The sequence below is a fragment of the Salmonella enterica subsp. arizonae genome (assembly GCF_008692845.1).
Lineage (GTDB): Bacteria > Pseudomonadota > Gammaproteobacteria > Enterobacterales > Enterobacteriaceae > Salmonella > Salmonella arizonae.
This window is the reverse complement of the sequence record NZ_VXJW01000007.1, coordinates 264587-285234: the sequence shown is the minus strand read 5'-3', so window position 1 is coordinate 285234 and position 20648 is coordinate 264587. Positions and strand designations below refer to the sequence as shown.

At 49.1% G+C, this 20648-nt stretch carries 20 protein-coding genes; 12 read left to right on the top strand and 8 right to left on the bottom strand.

The genetic code is table 11. The annotated features are described in order from the left end of the window. Positions 1 to 112 precede the first annotated feature (112 nt). Together F4V61_RS15415 and F4V61_RS15410 are read left to right on the top strand one after the other, a co-directional pair. Complete coding sequence (locus tag F4V61_RS15415; protein ID WP_249041809.1) at positions 113 to 685, top strand: DUF4145 domain-containing protein; 573 nt, start codon at positions 113 to 115, stop codon at positions 683 to 685. A gap of 121 nt (positions 686 to 806) precedes the next feature. Beyond that, positions 807 to 1334, top strand: coding sequence for a hypothetical protein (locus F4V61_RS15410; RefSeq protein WP_058819998.1), 528 nt, complete (start codon positions 807 to 809; stop codon positions 1332 to 1334). A 140-nt stretch (positions 1335 to 1474) separates the two neighbouring features. Here F4V61_RS15410 and F4V61_RS15405 read toward each other — a convergent pair whose 3' ends face one another. From F4V61_RS15405 to F4V61_RS15395, 3 genes are all read right to left on the bottom strand, one after another. Continuing rightward, on the bottom strand, positions 1475 to 2773 hold the full coding sequence (locus F4V61_RS15405; RefSeq protein WP_058819999.1) for a hypothetical protein: 1299 nt from the start codon (positions 2771 to 2773) through the stop codon (positions 1475 to 1477). A 120-nt stretch (positions 2774 to 2893) separates the two neighbouring features. Beyond that, the gene (locus F4V61_RS15400; RefSeq protein WP_072209872.1) at positions 2894 to 3115 is read right to left on the bottom strand and encodes a helix-turn-helix domain-containing protein; all 222 of its coding nucleotides are present in this window, start codon (positions 3113 to 3115) and stop codon (positions 2894 to 2896) included. A 39-nt stretch (positions 3116 to 3154) separates the two neighbouring features. Beyond that, positions 3155 to 3418: a helix-turn-helix domain-containing protein gene (locus F4V61_RS15395; RefSeq protein WP_032170344.1), complete on the bottom strand. Its 264-nt coding sequence runs from the start codon at positions 3416 to 3418 to the stop codon at positions 3155 to 3157. 109 nt (positions 3419 to 3527) lie between these two features. On the opposite strand from F4V61_RS15395, the gene F4V61_RS15390 reads away from it, so the two are divergent. From F4V61_RS15390 to F4V61_RS15380, 3 genes are all read left to right on the top strand, one after another. Then, complete coding sequence (locus F4V61_RS15390; protein WP_058820000.1) at positions 3528 to 3788, top strand: helix-turn-helix domain-containing protein; 261 nt, start codon at positions 3528 to 3530, stop codon at positions 3786 to 3788. Next, positions 3785 to 4522 (top strand): Crp/Fnr family transcriptional regulator, encoded by a 738-nt coding sequence (locus F4V61_RS15385; protein ID WP_058820001.1) that lies wholly within the window; start codon positions 3785 to 3787, stop codon positions 4520 to 4522. Before F4V61_RS15390 ends, F4V61_RS15385 begins: the two co-directional genes overlap by 4 nt. A 102-nt stretch (positions 4523 to 4624) precedes the next feature. Then, positions 4625 to 6049: a DNA cytosine methyltransferase gene (locus tag F4V61_RS15380; protein WP_058820002.1), complete on the top strand. Its 1425-nt coding sequence runs from the start codon at positions 4625 to 4627 to the stop codon at positions 6047 to 6049. Positions 6050 to 6099: 50 nt separating this feature from the next. Here the strand turns inward: F4V61_RS15380 and F4V61_RS15375 are convergent, their stop codons facing one another. The 5 genes from F4V61_RS15375 to F4V61_RS15355 all read right to left on the bottom strand — a co-directional run bounded on the left by F4V61_RS15375 (position 6100) and on the right by F4V61_RS15355 (position 11902). Further along, positions 6100 to 7299 carry a type II restriction endonuclease gene (locus tag F4V61_RS15375; protein ID WP_058820003.1) on the bottom strand — a complete coding sequence of 400 codons (1200 nt, stop codon included), beginning with the start codon at positions 7297 to 7299 and terminating at the stop codon, positions 6100 to 6102. 100 nt (positions 7300 to 7399) lie between these two features. Next, positions 7400 to 8551 carry an anaerobic sulfatase maturase gene (locus F4V61_RS15370; RefSeq protein WP_058820004.1) on the bottom strand — a complete coding sequence of 384 codons (1152 nt, stop codon included), beginning with the start codon at positions 8549 to 8551 and terminating at the stop codon, positions 7400 to 7402. Next, a complete protein-coding gene (locus tag F4V61_RS15365; protein ID WP_058820005.1) occupies positions 8548 to 9348 on the bottom strand; it encodes a sulfite exporter TauE/SafE family protein in 801 nt (266 codons plus the stop codon). Before F4V61_RS15365 ends, F4V61_RS15370 begins: the two co-directional genes overlap by 4 nt. Before the next feature lie 3 nt (positions 9349 to 9351). Beyond that, entirely contained in the window at positions 9352 to 10644 is a 1293-nt protein-coding gene (locus F4V61_RS15360; protein WP_058820006.1) for a sulfatase-like hydrolase/transferase, read from the bottom strand. A gap of 13 nt (positions 10645 to 10657) precedes the next feature. Further along, on the bottom strand, positions 10658 to 11902 hold the full coding sequence (locus F4V61_RS15355; protein ID WP_058820007.1) for an oligosaccharide MFS transporter: 1245 nt from the start codon (positions 11900 to 11902) through the stop codon (positions 10658 to 10660). 314 nt (positions 11903 to 12216) lie between these two features. On the opposite strand from F4V61_RS15355, the gene F4V61_RS15350 reads away from it, so the two are divergent. The 7 genes from F4V61_RS15350 (at position 12217) to F4V61_RS15320 (ending at position 20642) form a co-directional block, all read left to right on the top strand. After that, the gene (locus F4V61_RS15350; RefSeq protein WP_058820012.1) at positions 12217 to 13824 is read left to right on the top strand and encodes a hypothetical protein; all 1608 of its coding nucleotides are present in this window, start codon (positions 12217 to 12219) and stop codon (positions 13822 to 13824) included. A 99-nt stretch (positions 13825 to 13923) separates the two neighbouring features. Then, a complete protein-coding gene (locus F4V61_RS15345) occupies positions 13924 to 14856 on the top strand; it encodes a TIGR03756 family integrating conjugative element protein (protein WP_072209871.1) in 933 nt (310 codons plus the stop codon). 2 nt (positions 14857 to 14858) lie between these two features. Further along, the gene (locus tag F4V61_RS15340; protein WP_058820008.1) at positions 14859 to 16226 is read left to right on the top strand and encodes an integrating conjugative element protein; all 1368 of its coding nucleotides are present in this window, start codon (positions 14859 to 14861) and stop codon (positions 16224 to 16226) included. Next, positions 16223 to 16480: a hypothetical protein gene (locus F4V61_RS15335; RefSeq protein ID WP_058820009.1), complete on the top strand. Its 258-nt coding sequence runs from the start codon at positions 16223 to 16225 to the stop codon at positions 16478 to 16480. The genes F4V61_RS15340 and F4V61_RS15335 overlap by 4 nt, the downstream gene beginning before the upstream one ends. Further along, complete coding sequence (locus tag F4V61_RS15330; RefSeq protein ID WP_079828021.1) at positions 16477 to 17958, top strand: conjugal transfer protein TraG N-terminal domain-containing protein; 1482 nt, start codon at positions 16477 to 16479, stop codon at positions 17956 to 17958. The genes F4V61_RS15335 and F4V61_RS15330 overlap by 4 nt, the downstream gene beginning before the upstream one ends. Before the next feature lie 307 nt (positions 17959 to 18265). Next, a complete protein-coding gene (locus F4V61_RS15325; protein ID WP_058819798.1) occupies positions 18266 to 19567 on the top strand; it encodes a metallophosphoesterase in 1302 nt (433 codons plus the stop codon). A 1-nt stretch (position 19568) separates the two neighbouring features. Then, positions 19569 to 20642: a GTPase-associated system all-helical protein GASH gene (locus tag F4V61_RS15320; protein WP_141029333.1), complete on the top strand. Its 1074-nt coding sequence runs from the start codon at positions 19569 to 19571 to the stop codon at positions 20640 to 20642. Positions 20643 to 20648: the final 6 nt, after the last annotated feature.

The window sequence follows — 20648 nt, the reverse complement described above, 5'->3', positions numbered from 1 at the left end:
GGCTGAATTTATCCGAAGTCTCCGGAAAGACGAAGATCTCTGATTTAGCACTGTACTGAATTTGGGCCAGGGTCAGAAAGACGAAGATCTCTGATTTAGCACTGTACTGAATTTGGGCCAGGGTCAATCAGCATTAGCTTGGCCATTGGCTTTTGTATGGTTTGTTCAAAAATATGGTAATGATGTTAAAGAGCTAATTCTCCGGTTATCTAAAGTAAAATTTGGAAATGCTGAAGCTGAATTTACTTTAGGGTTAAAAGCCGCGGAAGATTTAGCTAATGAAGCTCCCTTGATTGAAGTCTCAAAAGATCTGCCTGAGGAAGGTATCGAGTTTTCTAAACGTATGTCGCAGTTAGAGCGCATTGCGGACGTATCGCCTAGGGCCGCAATTATGGAGTCATGGTTACTAATTGAAGAAGCGGCAGGAAAAGCAGGTTTTGTCCAGGGGGCATCAATTCCAAGAATTAATCCTTTATTATTTATTGAATGGTTAGTAAGAGAAGGGAAAATTGATAAATCAACCGCTATCTTGGTAGATAGGATGAGAAAGCTACGAAATGAAGCGAGTCATCTGAGAGATTTCGAACTCACAAAAGATGAAGCTGAACGATATCTAAAAATAGCCGTTCAAATCTCTCTTCTTATCATCGAACCGGAGTCATCTGTAGTGTTAGAAAATGAGTAACAGTATGTATTAGATGCCTATATTCAAAGTTATTAACCTATTAAGGTTGCTTTTGCTTACAACTTACACGACTGAATGGGGCGTGTGATGACATCACGCAAATTTAAAGGAACTCTAGAAAATGCATCAATTCAATGAGCTTGCATATAGATGTACATATTTTTCATTGAGGGTGATAAACGAGGCCTATGATGAAACGATGAATGAATTATCAGAAACTGGCTCAACTCCTCTTGTTAAAATTTTACAGGCTCTGAAACTACAAAAGATGATACATATAGTTGGATTGTTTTCAATTTTTGAAGCACACCTGCAACAAGGACTTGCATGTCGAAATGGTTTCAAAGAGGCAGCGTTGATTCTAGAACAAGCGGGTGAGTATGCTTTAAAAGAAGACTTTCATAATTTTTATCTTGCAATCAATGCACTAAAGCATGGAGACGGGACAAGTTACAAGAGTCTTATTAGTAAAATTAGTACTCTTAACTTCGTGGTGGAAAGCTCAAACACACCAACCTTTGAAGAAGGGGATGTTTCCGGTATTTTTGGACTAGTAAAAGTCGATGATGGTTTTATTGAAAACTGCCTAGAAATAATTGAAAAAGTTTCTAAGTGCATTAAAACACACCGACCTGACTTCATATCTTGATTGTGATTTTTAGGTAACCTTCCTCCCTATAGGGTGAGTATTATCACAAAATAAACCACTTAGGCTCTTCGCTCTTAGCCGACTATCTGGCGGAGTATTAATAACAAGATTCACAAATTTATCGAAGGTAGAAAAAACCGTTATTTCTTATCTAATCGCTCATGTGGCGTTTTCCATTTCAGTAATCGCTCAACTGCCGTATCCTCTAACAAGAACTGGCGCGCTAATTGCAGACGTTCCATTACCTGAACCTTCTGCTGCTCATCAAGACTCGCCGCATCCAACTCTGCTTCACGGAAAAACTGCTCCATCCGTTTATCTTCCGCCCACTGACTCATAATGGATTTCAGCTCGGTACGGCTGGCGTTGTACGCCTCTTCTTCCTGACGTATCCGCTCCTTTTCCAGATAGATAGCGTGTTCTCGCTCCCGCTGAATCCGCCATTCCTCAGCTCTGATTCTGGCCTCTTCTAATTGCTTTGCAATCAGCGGAACTGCTTCCTGCAATACCGAAATCATCTTCGGGATCTGGCTAATCAAACCACATTGTTTTGTCTGTCGGAACTGCACTCGCCAGTCAGCGGACTCATAAGGCGAATAGAGTTGCAAAAGAAACCGTCCGGTAGGCAGCGTATGCTTAGAAACATGAAGAAAAGGCTCGCTATTTTTACCCCGTATCCACCGCACCATCTGTTCATCCCGAACATAGCGATTTTTGATTTTTTTCGCAGGAACATATTCCGTCATTTCGGCAAGATTGAACGCAAAATGCATATCGCCAATGCATATGATGCTTGGCGTATAAGGCCGCCATAAATTGTCCCAGCGATATCCACCCTCTTTTGGATCTTCCTTAATATCAATATCCGCACGGTGCATTCTTTCGCCAGGAACATCCAGCGTTACCCGATATCCCTGTTTCCCCAGCGCATCAAAGAATCGGCTCAGGAACTCTATTGCACTATCAAACCCCGTATCCGAAACATTGAGATCCAGGAGCTTCTTTTTCGCAGGCTTGTAGTAACCGTCTTCAGTCACACTGGATTTCGGGAGATACGTTTTGAGATCATTGATTAACGCATAGCCGTTCCCTGTAATCGTGGTTTGCTTTCTCGTCGCTCGAGGTAGTGGTAGCTGTGGTAATGCGACTGTAGGTGACGACACGGTTACGCCAGCTTCCTTCGAGATTTTTGCCGTTTTGCCTTTTTTCAAAGCAGGTAGAGGTGGCACCGCCGGTGCAGTCCCTTTCGCCAGCGCTTTCCAGTAACCCGCGAGCGGTCTCGGTATCCGTAATTCAACGCATCGTTTTGTCAGTTGCTCTTTGCTGATGTTATAGAGAGAGGCGATTCTCTCCGCGGGCTCGCGCCAGACCAAGTGGTACAGCGCTTCCCGATCTTGAGGTAAACCTTGGGTGATACTGGATTGCAGGTTCTCTAACATGACATTCTCCCTTTAGGAAAACATTATCAGAGAATCTGGGTGACAGGTGATTGAACGAAATCACTTTTTGGCAGTATGACATCGAAAGAAAAGTAAAAACAAAATAATCTATAAAATCAATTAACTAAATTCAAAAAGCTTACTAATTTCAACCTCTAGCCCTGCCGCAAGGACACTGATCACTTCAAGGGTAGGATTTCTGACCCCTCTTTCAATCCCACTCACATACGTACGATCGAGGCCACACTTGTCAGCAAATGCTTCCTGAGATAAGCCTGATTGTAACCTGAGCTTTTTAAGGTGTGCGCCAAAAAGAGCCTGAATACTGGATGAATTTTTCATCCAAGAAAGATGACGTGTTGACGTCTATCAGACCACGGACTATGAGTCACAAAGCGTGGTTTCTATTTCTTCTTTGGTATTTGTTTCGAACATAAACAAATGACTAAGATCTAAATCCAGACCACCAGATATTGCCCACAAAATTTCAAGTGTAGGGTTCCGTACTCCGCGCTCAATGCCACTCATGTATGAGCGATCAATACCGCATTTGTCGGCAAAGTCTTCCTGAGACAGCCCCGTCTCCCGACGAAGTTGCCTGATTCGGTTGCCTAGCAGCTTTTTGATTGATCCGGTCTTTTCCATAAGACCAGCATCAATCTTTGTTGCCTATTGTTCCACGGACTATAAGTCACATAAAAAGCGTGCTAGCATACTCTAATGTGACTTATAGTCCACAAATGAGGTAACAGGAATGACTAAACAAGACTGGCACCCAGCCGACATCATCGCCGCCCTGCACAAGCGCGGCACCAGTATGGCTGCGGTTTCGCGGGAAGCAGGGCTGGCCTCCTCCACGCTGGCGAATGCGCTTTCACGCCCCTGGCCGAAAGGCGAATGGCTGATTGCTCGCGCACTCAACCTTCACCCCGCAGAAATCTGGCCTAGCCGCTATGAGGAAGAAGGCGAACTACGGCAACCGAAAAATCCGCTCCCCGCCAGGTGTCGGTTATGATTATTTCAGACGTCAGCTTCCATAACACTCCCTCTGCTGTCCAAGTTCAGCAGGCTGCCATTCCACCGCCAGCGGAAATGCCGTTTCTCACCGCACCAACTCGCAATCACGCCACTTTCCACTACACCCACTTTTCCCGCCACACCCTGCTGCGCCCTATCACCCGTGAAGCAGGAAGCAAAATCTATCTACAGGAAGAACCCATCTGCGGTTTCTGGTACCTCAACCATGGCGTCGTCGGTTTACATCACACGCTGGAAAACGGCAAAGAGATGTTGGTCCGCGCCTGCCAACAGGGCGACTGGTTTGGCTATCTGGGGTTATTTGGTTCAGAATTCTATCACTGCCACGCCTGCGTTTTGCAGACTGCATCGCTGTGCCACGTCATCCCTCACTCCAACAGCGATTTCCTGCGTCATCACCCGCAGTTCGCCCAGTTTCTGTTAAATCAGGTAGTGGCAAGTCTGTCAGATGCAGAGCATCGCATGACCTGGATCGCTCGTTATCGCACCCGTCACCGGGTACTGAGCAGCCTCTGGTATCTGACGAGTTATTTTCCCGGGTATGACTGGACGTGGCGTGAAGTAGCTGAATTTGCAGGATGTGAGACAGAAACTGCTTTGCGATTCAGTAAGGAATTAAGACTGGCCGGGATACTGGACGATTCGCAGCGCCGTCTGCATATATGTCATCCAGAGCGACTGGCAACACTATTGGCTGGCTCTCATAATTAGTACGCCTGTTGAACCCATATACTGATCAAATATCCAGAACAAATCGTTTCATCTGGGTCAAATGAGTGATATATTTTCACCCATAAACCCCGAGGAGGCGTTATGTCTGAATTCGATTTATTTGCGCAGGAACTGCTCGAAAAAGCAGAAGCTGAAGAAAAACAACAACAAGAGCGCGACAGGAAGCTGATTGATCGGGTACTTGAAATTTACGACCAGAAGTATGTCGCAGAACTGCTAAGAAAAATAGGTAAAAATGAGTGGAGCCGCGAAACCCTTAACCGCTGGATAAATGGCAAGTGCGAGCCAAAATCGCTCACTATGGCTGAAGAAGCGCTGTTACGGAAAATGCTGCCGGAGCAACCCGCTCATCATCCTGACTATGATTTCCGCTTTATTGACCTGTTTGCCGGTATTGGTGGTATCCGTAAAGGATTCGAAGCCATCGGCGGGCAATGCGTTTTTACCAGCGAATGGAATAAAGAAGCGGTACGTACCTACAAAGCAAACTGGTACAACGATGAAGACGCACACACATTCAATCTGGATATCAGGGAAGTCACGCTAAGCGGAGAAGAAGGCATCTCTGAAGAGAAGGCCTACGCTCATATCGATCAACAAATCCCGGATCATGACGTCCTGCTGGCCGGTTTTCCCTGCCAGCCATTCAGTCTAGCTGGGGTGAGTAAGAAAAACTCGCTCGGACGCGCACATGGGTTCGAATGTGAAGCGCAAGGGACTCTATTTTTCGATGTTGCCCGCATAATCAAGGCTAAGCAGCCAGCCATTTTTGTGCTGGAAAACGTTAAGAACCTTAAGAGTCATGATAAGGGTAAAACGTTTAAAGTCATTATGGATACCCTTGATGAATTGGGCTATGAAGTTGCTGATGCCAGTATCACAGGGAAAGATGATCCTAAAATTATTGATGGTAAAAATTTCCTGCCACAACATCGTGAGCGTATTGTTCTGGTCGGATTCCGCCGTGACCTTAATATCCATCAGGGATTCACATTAAAGAATATTCATAAATTCTACCCTGAGAAAAGACCAACATTTGGTCAGCTTCTGGATCCTGCGGTTGACAGTAAATATATCCTGAGTCCTAAGTTATGGGAATATCTCTATAACTATGCTAAAAAGCATGCTGCCAAAGGTAATGGGTTCGGTTTTGGTCTGGTTGATCCGAATAATGAAAACAGCGTCGCGAGAACATTATCCGCTCGTTATCATAAAGATGGTTCTGAAATTCTCATCGACAGAGGATGGGATAAAGAACTCGGCGAAATCGATTTCTCTAATCCAGAGAATCAGGAACAAAGGCCAAGAAGACTGACGCCTCATGAATGCGCCAGACTGATGGGTTTTGAGCAACCAGGTGGCAAACCATTCCGGATCCCCGTTTCCGATACCCAGGCCTATCGCCAGTTCGGGAACTCAGTGGTCGTTCCCGTTTTTGAAGCCGTGGCGAAACTGCTTCAGCCTTATATTATGAAAGCCGCAGCAAACAAGGCAGCCAAAAAATAATATAAACAGATCCCCCGGAATTCATCCGGGGGATAACAGAATGAAATTATTTAATCGACATACAATGTTTTAGTTTCATCGATAAACGTTTCTAACGAAATAAGATATTCCCGGATAGTTTTCGGGTACTTATCATGAAGACTAGTGGGCACAACCAACCTGACCCTTTCCTGCTGCATCTCCTGAAATTGCGCAACGGAAACACCTTCCTGAAGAGTAAAGAGGTAAATGTCCTGAATTCTGTCGGCTTCATTTAATATCTGCCGCCAGCGATCTTTACAGGTCGTTTTTACTGCCAACATACGAAGCTTCTGCTCAGGAAACGTTTCATCGTGATAAGCTTGTGCAGAGGGGAATAAAAAATCTGGCTTCTTATTTCCTTCCGTGACGGCCTGAGTCTCAAAGGTTGTCAGTCCATGCTCATTAAAAAGCTGTTCAAGATGCAGCTCCAGTGATTTACCGGCCCGTGATTTTCGTCTGTTACTCACGGAGTTCGCCAGTGCAATAAATTCATTTACTGAACCAAACCCGGACTGAACCATACCCAGAACGTGCATTTCTTCCACCAGCAGGAAAATTTCATACTCAATACGACGCCGTTCAATCAGTTGCTTATCCGGGCCAACGACATTTGGGGAATAATGAGCTGCTGCATACTGGATAATCTCCTTACCAGAAGGGAAATTCGTTCTCCACTCTTCCGGAAGATGATACCCACTGGAGACCGGTTCTTTTAAAGCCAGGCCGCCCAGAATCTCATTTGCGGGGCCATAGACTAGCGAACCGGGAACAACCTCTCCGAGTGAAGACTCAACAATATCTTCTTCTTCAGCGTCATAACACACCCAGATATCGACAAAATGACTATCTGCCCCCTGCCGATGGTCAAACGCCAGTAACGCCAGTGCACCCGTGTTCTCAGGGTCTTGCAGAGGATTTTTTCCTCCGCCCCATCGAGTAATACGCTTTTCATTTCTGGTCTTACCAAAGAAACGACCATTGTAATAAACGGCCCTGGCCTCGGTGTCCGGGCAAATGTGCGAGGAGGTATGCGCATTCAACGTCACAGACGGGTTAAGATCCCTTGTATGATTAATGGAAGGGAAAAGATGCTCAACAATGCCAGAAGGTATGTAAATGCCAACCTGATGCCCACCCGTCGCACCGGTATCGTTGGCTGACAGGCGCTTGATGAACATATAGGTGTCACTGGTTGACTTATCTAAAAGCCATGAATGTAGCCCCGACATCATCACTTCCTCGCTGTAAAAATATCGCCGATTTATACAGGGTTATCCTGCCACAGCTCCGCCTCTCTGAATATGCAGTTTTATGTTAAAAAATAAGATATTACTGCTTCAGACTATCCACCACCGACATCACCTCTGCCGGAGATTGCTGCATACGAATCTGCTGCGCCATATAGGCCATGTATGGATCCATATGGCTGAAGATCATGCGATATCCGGCACAAAGATGATTCAGCCGCTCGTGTAGTCGATGCTTCGGACAGCCGCCCTGGCAGGCAAAGCGCCACGGACAACGCTGGCAATCATCCGGTAACTGCGCTTTCTGCTGGCCGAACCGTCGTTGTGCTTTACCCACAACCAGCTTTTCCAGCGGCTGCTGTAGCAGATTGCCTAACCGATGTTCCACATCCACATAGTGATCGCAACTGTAAACATCGCCGTTCTGCTCAACTACCATCCCACGCCCACAAGTGGGCTGCATCACGCACAGCGCCGGGCGTTCGCCCAGCCACGCCGCTAGTGCGTTATCAAAAAGCTGAACGAATACCCGCCCAACATCACGGCGCACCCACTCATCAAAGATGGCGATCATAAACCGCCCGTAATCCTCTCCCGTCACGGACCAGGGCAACAACCCGCTCTGCACATCATGCTCTACTACCGGAATGAACTGGAGAAATTCAGCCCCCACCTCACGCGTCAGAAAGCGGTAAATGTCCAGCGGGGCCTGCGCCGTCACGTTGTTCACTACGGTCAGGATATTGAAGTCCACACCCTGACGCGTCAGGGTGTTCAGCGCCGCCATCACCTGCTTAAACACGGGCTTACCACTGCCTGTCTTGCGGTAATGGTTATGCAGATGCGCCGGACCATCCAGCGATATCCCCACCAGAAAACGATGCTGAGCCAGAAATGCCGCCCATTCGTCGTTAATCAGTACGCCGTTGGTCTGGAGGCTGTTGGTAATACGTTTATCCCCGGCATAGCGCTGCTGAAGCGCCACGGCCCGGCGATAAAAATCCAGTCCGGCCAGCGTCGGTTCGCCGCCCTGCCAGGTAAAGTTCACCTCCGGGCCAGGTGATGCAGCGATGTACTGACGAACATACGCTTCCTGCACCTTATCGGACATATGTCGCTGCCCACAGGTATCACGCAGCACACCCTGCCCTTTTGCCAGGTAAAAACAGTAATCACAGGCCAGATTACAGCGCCAACCCGCAGGCTTCGCCATCAGATGAAAAGCGTGTTTCATAGCGTCACCAGTATCAACGTGGCAATCATCAGCAATACCCCGGAGAAAACGCGCTGTAGCCAGCATTCCGGCAGCAGAGTACGCAGCCTCATGCTGACAGGCTGGAACACCAGCGTGCAGAGAAAGATCACGGCCACAATAGCCATATTGACGTAACCAAACTGCATAGCCGGTGGCAATGCGCCGATATCCGGTGCAGTGCGATACAGATAGCAGACAACCGTTCCGGCGCTGCCGAACAGCATCATCCAGTTGCAGTACACAGCGATGTGCTGGCGCGGGATCCCGGAGAGCTGCGACATCAGCGGCGCGAGCACGGAACCGCCTCCCAGCCCGGTTAACCCGGCCACGGCACCACCAGCAGTACACAGCAGCATCCCAGTACTGCGCGTTCGGCTATCTGGCTGTACGTTTTCCTGAGTTGTCGGGCGCAAACCTCCACAGCGCAACGCCAGCCCCACGAGAACCAGCGCAAACAGCATCAGCAGCACCTTATCCGACAGCAAAAAGCTGGCGTACACGCCCGCCTGCATTCCCGTTGCCATCCCCAGCGACCAGAGCATCAGCAGCTTCGTATTCAACCGAATCCCCTGCCGCCAGAAAGCGAAGACGTTAATCAATGCGCTCAGCATCACTACCGTCAGGGACGTCGCGGCCAGCACCTGCACAGCGCATTGTGGAAATAACAGATGCAGCACCGGCACGAGCAGGATACTGCCCCCGACGCCAAACAGCGCCGAGAGCAGGCTGGTTGCCAGACCACAGCCGCAGAGTGCGGCAATCATCCATGCAGTCATCACTTACTCCACCGGAACAATAACGGGCAGGTCTTCACCAATTGCCGTCATTTTGCGGCCAATATCCTGACGTAATTTCTCGCGGATCCGTGCATGTTCCGGGCTGGCAATCAGATTCTGGCGTTCCCATGGATCATTCAGCAGATCGTAAAGCTGGCTCTCTACATAGATCTCTGCGGCTGCCTCATTCCACGGATCGCTGCCGGGTGCGACAATTTCATATTTCCAGCGCGGTGTGCGCAGCGCCCGCCCGACTTCCGACTCACTAATTTGGATCAGCACCTCTTCGTCCCAGTACTCAGCATCCAGTGCGGTTTGCAGATCACGCCCCATCATGGCATCCGGCACCGTAATACCTGCGGCGCTCAGCATCGTGGGCGGGAGATCCAGCAACGTCACCAGATGCTCTACCGTCCTGCCGCCGCTGAACGGCCCACCCCGCGCCACGCAGGGAATACGAATGCTGGACTCATGGCACGAGCGTTTGTATTCATCATTGCGGGTGCGGAAGTGGCAGCCGTGATCGCTGAAGAACAGGATGATGGTGTTGTCGTATTCGCCGCTGGCCTTCAGATAATCAACGATACGCCCAAGGTTTTCGTCCAGGTTCTGACACATGCCGTAATAATCAGGGAGGTTCTGCGGCCAGTCGCCGGGGCGGTTAATCAGATCCGGCGGCACCGATGCGGTCTGGAAGCGTTCGGCGTAGCCATGCGGGGCGACAAAACGCGCCATATCGTTCTGGAAGTGCGGTTCCAGGTAAGAGAGAAACAGCAGGAACGGATTATCCCGTGGGCGTTGTTTCAGGTAATCGAGCGCGAATGTGGTCTGGTCATCCACCCGGTAGCCATCGAAATGCACTGGCTGGTTATCATTATCAAAAAAGTGACCACCATAAGGGTGCGACGTATGTTCCAGCGCATCTGCCGCCAGCCAGTATCGCCAGCCGCCGCGCAGTTCTTCCGGCACCGGTTTTTCATCCAGATCTGCCAGGTGCCACTTTCCAATATAGGCAGTGTCATATCCCGCCTGATTGAACAGCTTCGCCAGCGTCACTTCATCCTGTCGCATAGCGATATTATTGCGATAACAGCCGTTCTGCGTCGGGTAACGCCCGGTTTGCAGGCAGGAACGCGCCGGGCCGCAGACCGGCTGGACGGTAAAGGCGTTTTCAAACTTCACGCCCTCGCGGGCAAGCTGGTCCAGCACCGGGGTGGTACTGACGGCAGGGTTGTAGCAGCCCACCGTGTCCCAGCGCTGTTGATCGGTGAAAAAGACCAGAATATTCGGTTGCATAAGGTTCTCTCCATTAGAGTGTGGCGGGTGTGCGGACGTCCGCCGTTTTCTGGCGTGGGGTTGAAGTCAACAGGAAAGCGGACAGCAGAGTGAACGCGGCAGTGATACTGCCGAGGATCAGATAGGCGCTATGGAATCCGATGGTGTCATAGAGATGACCCGCGACGGTCGATAAAATAATAGCGGCGGACTGCTTGATAAACATCACGCCCACCAGATAGATGGTCCCGGACAGACGTGTATCAAAAACGTCAGCAATATATTTGAAAATACCAATTAGCAGGAAAGGCACTTCAAAATTATGCAGCATACGTAAGAAGAGCACTTCAATCGGTCCGGTAGCAAAGGAGGAACCGACGATCCGAATAGTCATAATGGTGCCGGTAATTAATAACGCATTCTTACTGCCAATATATTTATTAATCAGCAGTGGAATAAAAAACATCACCGCAGCATCGCCAAGATTTCCTACTGTAGTGATATAACCGAATGCTCTAGCCGCCTGTTCCTGATGGTCAAAAAAACGGGTAAAGAAATTAATAAACTGCTGGTCGAAGACATCATAAATACAGGCAACACCTAATACATATAATGTGAAATACCAGAACTGGCGAAGTTTGAATAGCTCCAGCACGCTCACCTTTTGCTGGCGGACCTGCTCTGCCTCAATACCCGGCAGCGGCTCAGAGCGGGCAACCAGCAGGATCACCACCAGCAGCAAAGCCAGCGCCGAACCAATCCAGTAAATCCATGTCGGATCGAAACCATACAGAATACCGGAGATAGTCGCGCAGGCCGCCGACCCAAAGCAGCCAAACAGCCGTGGACGTCCGTACTCAAAGCCCCGATTACGGCTGACCTTCTCGACAAAGGCTTCCACCGCGCCATAGCCCGCGTGGAAGATAAATCCCAGATACAGCCCGCCCACCACCAGCCCAATCGCAAAATGGCTTTGCAGCAGAGGGGTATACACGTAAATAAAGAACGGCGCGAAGAGCACCATCAGGATAACGATCAGCCACAGCAGGTGTTTTTTCGGCCCCAGCTTATCCGTTACCCAGCCCAGCAGCGGTTGCAGGCAGATAGCAGCAACGGCGAAGGAAGAAAACACCATACCAATATGCGTTTTATCCAGCCCCACCATCCGGGTTAGCCACATGGGTAAAAACAAGAAGCAGGAAGACCAGTTGTAGTAATAGAACAGGAAAAAGAATCCCCAGAGGATCACATTCCATCGGGTGTCATGTGTTTTAATCATTGCCGCCACCTTAATAAGTATCATCAAACAGAGGCACTGTTTTCCGACGACAACGACGCAGAACAGTGTGCGGGAATGGTAAAAAACAAAGGGCCAGAATGCTTATAACAACTGTCATATCAAAATTAATAATTTCGTGACCCTTACCACATTCGTGAGCAGAAACGTCGTTTCATACCCGGTATTTACCGTCTGTATCAAACCGTAAGCAAATGGCACCGCGTGGCCTGGTTAGCAATATCCTTTTCTTAATTCTGTTAATGATTAACAGCCAGTTTTATTACCCCGATTCATTCAGAAATGAGGCTAATATCATGACAACTTATCTATCTAAGAATATCAGCCGGTATAAGGGGAGTAATCTGCGGTACAGGTTATTCTTTACGGCACTCACGCTGTTATTTTCTTTTTCCCTCCACGCACAGTCACTTTATATAGATTGCTCCGCTACCGTTGACGGTGACGGCACCGCCAGCAATCCTATTAATTCGATCAGTACGCTTAACAACCATGAGTTGCATCCGGGAGACAGCATACTGTTTCGCCGTGGAACCACCTGTAATGGCGAAGTGGTCGCCGCAACTTCTGGCTCAGAGAATGCCCCAGTTATCTATGATGCCTGGGGCGAAGGAACGGCGTTACCTCGCATAGAAGCAAACGGCAACGAAGCGGCTTTCCACATGACAGATGTCAGTTGGGTAACAGTACAGAATCTGGAACTTTCGGCCAGCGGTGATGGAAAATCCCCCCGCCGGGGATTATGGGTTAGCGCCACCGACAGTGGAGAACATCAGGGGATCCGCCTTCAGCACCTGAATATTCATGATGTCCGTGGAGAAATGCCAGCCACAAAAAATCCTTCGGACAGCAGCATAGGCAAATATGCCCATGCTTCCGGCGGCATTGTGGTGGAGGCGCTCGGTAACACCACTCCCACCTCGTTTAGCGGTCTGGATATCAGCGATAATATTATTCACGCCGTCGATCGCGAGGGTATCTACACCTGGTCCAACTGGTGTCAGCGCCCGGAACTGGTCGAGTTCTGGTACAGCTTATGTACTGCGAAGTGGCAGCCATTCAACAATACCCATATCAGCCACAATATGCTTTCTGATATTGGTGGCGATGGCATCGCGCCCATGACCAGTACGGATAGCACGGTGGAATACAACATACTGAACGGTTTTAATATGCGCTCCGGCTCGCCAAATGCCGGAATGTGGTCGGCCAACAGCGACAATATCGTTTACCAGTACAATTTCGCTTCAGGCGGCCATACCACACAGGATGGTATGTCTTACGATGTTGATCACTCAACGAATGGCATTATCTATCAGTACAATATTTCCGCGGGCAACGAAGGCGGCTTTTTCCTGCTTTGTCCGTATGGGGACGATGTACCCGGCAAATCGCGCAACTTCGTGATCCGCTATAACCTGTCCGTAGCGGACAAAACCCGCACCTTCCAGGTATGCAGCGGCGGCGTGATTAACGGACAAATCTATAACAACACCATTCTGCTGCCGCCAGACACAACCAGCGCCCATCTCATTCTGACAGAAGGAGCAACCAACGATGGCGCAGTTGAGCTTAAGCTGACTAACAACATCCTGATGGGCGATGGCTCTGGCGTTACTCCAGTCTGGGACTACAACGACTCCGCCATTACTGGCGACCACAATCTCTACAACAATGTTCCGGTAATGCCCTCTGACAGTTATGCGTTAATCGACGATCCGCTACTGGCTAAGCCCGGTCCGGAGAATGTGCTCTGGCGGGACTATTTACCGCAACCCGGTTCACCAGCCATTAATGCGGGGATCGCTGTTACTGGCGCTCCTGCACACGATGCTTTAAATCAGGCTATCGGAACACCACCAACAATCGGCGCACTGGAACCGGAAAGTAGCTCCCGGCGATAACCACAGCAGTATATCTTTCCAGGCAGTATTGAATTTCTTACTGCGCTAAATGCTTCCTCCGCGTACACCATTTTGTATTCATCGTGTCGCGGAGGAAGCATGTTCAGGCGTAAATTGTTTTTCATACCGCTACTGTGCCTGTCCAATCTCGCGCAGGCCATCACCACGCCAGAAATCGCCGCCTCCGCGCTGTCGCCGGAATGCGTGCATTACCAGATCGTGGGCGTCTGCTACTGGTTGTTCTGCTCACCCTTTGGCTGCTCGGTGCGTACATCGGTGAAGGTACGCCATTTCCGCCCGGACCTGGTGGTATCAGCCTACAGCGTGACCGGGCAAAACCCGTGGGCTGAGATGTCGCCGCTCAGCTCGCCGCTGCCCGGTATCGCAGAAGCCGGTGGCGATACCAACCCCCGCGCAGTCGGCCAGCACAGTAAAGTCCGCTTCAAGAACGCAGATGCAATAGGCTTTCCTGCCGGAGATGCGTTGGCAAAATTCTTCTCTCAGTTTGGCTACGTCTGCGCCCCGTCGTCACAGCCTTTCCTCCCCTATTTTCTCAGCACTCTGGATGCACTCGCCTGGCGCAGCGGCGTACCTGAGATGTTCTACCCGGAAGCATTAACGCCAGGACTGCGCGAAGTTAGCAAAGGTGGCGATATGTGGGGCAATATCTACCCACGAGCCGGGGCACTCAGCCAGACGCATGACTATAAGGCCGGGGCGGTCATCGCCCAACGCGCTGCCGATCTGGTAACACGCAGCGGTCAGTCACATGTTTATATTCCGCTAACTGCCACTTCACACGACGGTTACTGGCCTCCAGATCCGGTTAAGGAAGGCGACAGCAATAACCACCAGTGGCAGATGCTGGTTCCTAAAAAATCCACCTCCTGCACCATCTTCCCGGATGGCTCCGCCACCGACTCTTACGCCGAAAAACTGGCGGAGGATGGCGCATATGCCTGGACGCTGTGGCGACCCTATAAATGCTGCCCACGCCGTGGGCAGACCTTTCTTGGCAGTAGCGGAGGCTAATCATGCGCCCGGTATTCTGTCTTTTATTCGTCGCCTTTCTCGCCCCGGCGGCTGATAAATACCAGTATCAGCAACAGGGGGCGATCAGCGACTGGATGTATTATCGCATCGGCGGCGGTGCAGCCATTCCCCCCTCAGCAACCCGGCGTAACACCTTCCCGCTGACGGCAGGCGTAAGCTGGAACAGCGACATGATGTGCGGCAATTTCGATATCGATACCACAGTGCGCAATCAGCTCAACGGCGTGACGGACGGCTTCCAGCAGCTAATGGGCGAGGTTATCGAGAGCGCGACCAGCGCGGTCGCCAGCCTGCCCGCAATGGTGATCCAACGTGCCAATCCCCAGCTCTACGATCTGCTAACCAACGGCGTTCTTCAGGGACGGCTCGACTTCGATAAGTCGCTGCTAAGCTGTCAGAAAATGGCGGGCAAGATGACCGATTACGCGCTCGGCCCGGCCTGGACGCAGAGCGCACAGGCAGAGAACTATCAGGGTATTGCGGCCAGCGAGAAAGACGCCGTTCGCGCCGACCAGAGAGCTGCCGAAGAAGCGGCGGAGAAAGGCAAACGCTGGGTTGGTGGCGAACATCGCGGCGGCAAAGGCCAGCCGCCCATCAAACTGGTACGTGATACAACGGTCGCAGGCTACAACATCCTCAATAATCGCAGCGCGACCAGCACCAGTTCGGTATCCAGCAACGACTGTCAGGGTGAGCTGTGTCAGGTATGGAGCAAGCCCGATGATGCCGCACAATGGCTGACGCGGGTAGTGGGCGAACAGACCATTAACGTCGCCCCGGATAACGATCAGTCCGGCGACACTGACCAGCAAAGTGGCGCACAATCCGGCGTCGGGCTGACGCCGCTGATTCAGGAAGAGCAGGATAAGATCCAGCCGCTGATTATCGATATGGTGAATCGCAGCCAGCCCGTTAACGATGACACGCTGGCGCAGGCCAGCGGTGGCGAGCTGCATCTGACGCGTGGCGTTATCGAGGCACTGCGTGACGATCCCGATGCGGCTGTACTTATCCAGCGGCTCTCCGGCGAACTGGCGCTCTCCCGCGTGATGGAGCAGGCGCTGATGGCCCGGCGCACGCTGCTTGCAGGGATGCGCGAACCTAATATTTCCGGTGAAAAAGAGGCGCAAACCGCGCTGACCCAGACCACCGCCCAGCTCGACCAGGAACTGTCACAGCTAAAACTGGAACTGGATATGCGTCAGGCACTGGCGGATAACGCGGCGCTTACCATCCTTGAACGTCAGACGATGCGAGCGAAGACCAAAGGCCAGGCTGTCGGCGTGGAAGATGACACCGACAAACGGGTGGACGATCTCAGCAAGCCCACAGGCGGGGATACGCAATGAAACGGCTGATGCTCTCCAGCATCATGCTGCTGGTTTATTCAGCGGTGGTGTTTTATCTGGCATCGGGTAACACGCCACAGATTAACCGCAGCGATCTGCTGCTCTGCCGCGTGATGCTATACGGCGTGATTAGCGCTGTGGGCTGGCGTCTGTATGACCGTTTTCCACCTTATCGCCCGTCCATCCGCCGCATTGCGCTGTGGTTTATCGCACTGATTGTGCTCAACGAAATCGTGCCGGAGGTGTTCCGGTGACGACCAACAGCTATCTGGAATACTTTCTGACGCTGCTCGGCTGGGTGGTCAATAATGGGCTGTGGAATGCGATTAGCACCACCGGATTATTCGCCCTGCCGCTGCTGATTAAGTTGCTGGCGCTGTGGCTACAGGCCAGAAGTCAGGGGGCCGATGAAGGCAACAAAGCCGCGCTGTCCCTGGTATGGACCGAGCACCTGATGTACACCTCGCTGCTGGTGATTATGTTCACCTGCGTGCCAATGTTGAACATCGACCTCGATACCATCAAATATGACACCACGCGCTCGAAGCAGTGCGGGATGTCGGTACCGCAACCCGCCGATACCGGCTATCAGCCAATTATTAACTCGCTGGGCGGCAAAACCGCCGCCGTCCCGGTCTGGTGGTACTTCATTCATGTGATCAGCAAAGGCATTACCAGCGCAACGGTTGCCACCCTGCCCTGCCAGCCAGACCTGCGTCAGATCCGCTTTGAGGTGCAGCACACCCGAATCAAGGATCCAGCGCTGGCTCAGGAACTGCGGGATTTTGTCGAGGAGTGTTATGCCCCTTCCCGCGCCCGTCTGAAATTTCGCGCCGGAGAGCTGGACGATGACACCAGTGATGATACGGCCTGGGTGGGGTCGTCGTACTTCCTCAACACGGCTGGTTACTACGATACCGACCATGCGCATTCACCACACAGCGCCTGGCCGTACAGTGCATCACGAGACGCCGGGCTGGCCGATACGGGCGCGGGCGGCTACCCCACCTGTAAACAGTGGTGGACCGACGATACGGTTGGGCTAAAAGCCCGGCTACTACAACTCCCAGCCCCGGATATCTGGACAGAGTTTAAAAAGATCGGTCAGTCACAGGCAGTATATGAAGAGGCTGTGCTGCGCTCGCTAGTTAGTGAACGCAATATGCAGGTATCACAGAACGGACGCGTTTACCCCGGCTATGGCGGCAATGTCGATGGCACCGTCGCCAATGCCGCCACCAGGCTGGCATCCAGCGCCGGAAATATCCTCGGCAGCATAGCGGCGTTCCCGGCGTTCGACAGCGTGCGTCAGGCGCTGCCCATGGTGCAGGCGCTGCTGCAAATGGCGCTGGTGATTTGTATTCCGCTGGTAACACTCTGTTCGGCGTGGGATGTGAAAGTAGTGATGACGCTGACGTTTGTGCAGTTTGCGCTGTTCTTCCTTACTTTCTGGTGGGAACTGGCGCGGTGGCTCGATAGCTGGCTGCTGGATGTGCTCTACAACAGCGATACCCACAGTAGCTGGAATCTGGCCGGGATACAGAATACGCAGGATGATGTGATTATTAATCTAGTGATGGGATCGATGTTTCTGGTGCTGCCGACATTCTGGCTGGGTGCGATGACGTGGGCTGGAGTGAGAGTTGGCGTGGCGGTGAATGGGGCGCTGGCGGGCGGGGTTAAGGTGGCGCAGGATAGTGGGGGGAAGGCTGGGGGGATGATTGGGAAGTGATCAGCTGGTTCTATTGAAGCAACGCGATTAAAAAGTGCAATAGTTTGTCGCCTTACCGAGCATAATACATACAGCGCCATTAGATCCCCCCTCAAAATGCCCGTCATACATGTTTATCTAAGGATTTTTTCTTTATAGCCAATCACAATGGTGACCTGCGTTCAGATGATTAACTAAGTTTGTGATCTATATGGATTAACATCGTTGAACATCTACTGAGTGTTGTTCATAATCCCTTAAAATGGTCTGAGGATGGCCGTAAACCTCAGGGCGGTAGCGTGGGAAATTTTCATGGCAGAGAGGAAGTATGCTTTTACTGCACTTATCTGATATACACTTCAAAAAGTCGGACTACAACAGTCCAATGGATGTCAACCAGCAACTGAGACAGCAACTAGTATCAGATGCCTCAGCAATGTGTCGAAAGCTTGGGAAAAAACCGGACGTAATAATAATATCTGGCGATATTGCATATGCAGCAGATCCTGCGGAATATGATTTTGCAAAAAGTTGGTTAAACCAACTATGTTCAGCCTGTGGTGTCCCTTTATCATTATTGTTCATAATCCCAGGGAATCACGATGTCAATAGAGATATAACTAGCAGTCCAATTGTTCAGGCTCTCCATAAAGATATTAAAAACACACCTCTTTCTGAGATAGACATAAAGATAAAAGGACTTTTAGAAGATCAAAATTGTGCTACCGTTTTATATTCAGGCCTAAGTGCATATAATAACTTTGCCGGTGATTTCTCATGTAAATTAGTCCCACCTAACAATACCACAACAAAAAGGGATGTGGTATTAAGCGATAATAGAACAGTGACACTTTGGGGGCTAAATTCAGCATTTATTTCTAGTAAACATGACAAGAAAAACGAAATTTTTGTTGATCCATCATATAATCAAATAATATCCAACTCAAGCGCGATAAATATTGTAGTATGTCATCATCCATATAGTTGGATTAAAAATAGTGAAAATCTAAGACGTCATTTAAATGATACAGCTATCATTCACATTTTTGGACATGAACATACTAACAGGATTTTCTTGGGTACTGATTATGTTGAAATTAGTGCGAGTGCTGTAATGCCCGATAAACAGGAAGGAGATTATGAACCAGGATATAATCTCATTGAATTAGATGTTTCTAGTGATGAGAATGGGGAAAAGTTATTTGCACAATTCCACATTAGAGAATGGCAAAAAAATCCAGGGCGATTTAGAGCAAAACAGGATCGACAAGGAAACGATACTTTTAAACATTCCTTTGATCTACCTTGTCAAGAAAACCTTACCTGGATAGCCCCCTACAGCACTGTAGCTACTTCATCGCCGCACCAAAGAAACTTAATTACCGAGACTATACTAGATACGTGTGACAATGAGAAGCAAGAAACAAATTACGCTATCAAGGATTTTTTTGAGTTACCAACATCTCAAAGACACAGAATTGCAGGACTTCTATCACTCGTTGAAGAGAATGACAATCATATATCTGATTTAGAACGAGCAAATCTTATTATTAATAGGGTTGCAAGTAATAACTTATTAAATGAATTTAACGTTTTAGTTTCTAAATTTAAATTAGAGAATGGTGAATAAATTGAACTACTCGCTTCCAGATTTATATAAATTGTCTAAAATTAGCATTACACCTAAGGAGATTGAGGTAAAATTATCAGCAATTAAACATATAATCGATAATAATACTGGGGCCGAATTATTTGATCTTATTCAATTATACTATAATATCGACAATGACAACGAGTATATATGGTTCAAAGAAGCATTCACAGAATACGACTCCTCATTTTCTATGGTTGACAGCACCCGTGAGTTAGCTATTCTATCAACTTATTTAATTAATAACATTATGCAAACGGATAGCGATATTGCATTATCCGTACTAACAAGCTCATTTGCTGGCACACGAAGCCCACTATTATTCCCTGAACTTATAGAGATATCGAAGAGTACACTATTAAATCATATATATAAGAATAAAGCTCAAGACTTAACTATATGTGAACCCAATAAATATCCTATTGAAAATAGTGTTTCAGAGAAACTTAGCGAAGATGATCTTACTGATGCGGAAAACATTCCTAATATTTTAGTAAGCATTAGCAGCGAAAAAGATTCATTTATTACTGAGTTGAGCAAAAATTTTCACTCAAATATAGTAAGGATGAATCAAAAAATAGAATTTTTACAAGAAGAATCTAATATTTTGTGGTGGTTAGTTGGCGAGTATTCAAACTTAATGAATGAACATTATAGTTCTGTAGAAAAACCTATAGCGGCAATAACAACTGCGCTAGAGTTATCTGAACTAACAATATCATCTCTTGGACCTGCATCTTCCTCACAATTATTATATAAAGTTTTGAATGTTTCAAAAAAATCAAGAAAAGCAAAATTCAAATTTAATGAGTATATTGAAAATATACCAACCTTATTATTTGAAAGATTTGCTATAGATCCGGTGATTGAACAGTACAATTTCATGTTCCCTGTATACACAGCATTAAAAAAATACTACGAGATCGGTAATGAACTTGCATGGTGTAAAGCATTCAGAACAGCAACAGGTTTATCTGATGACATTGAGTTATCGCCTATTGACTTGTCGACCCAATTATATAGAGAAAGCCTTTTGCTAAAATGTTTCAAATAATGGATA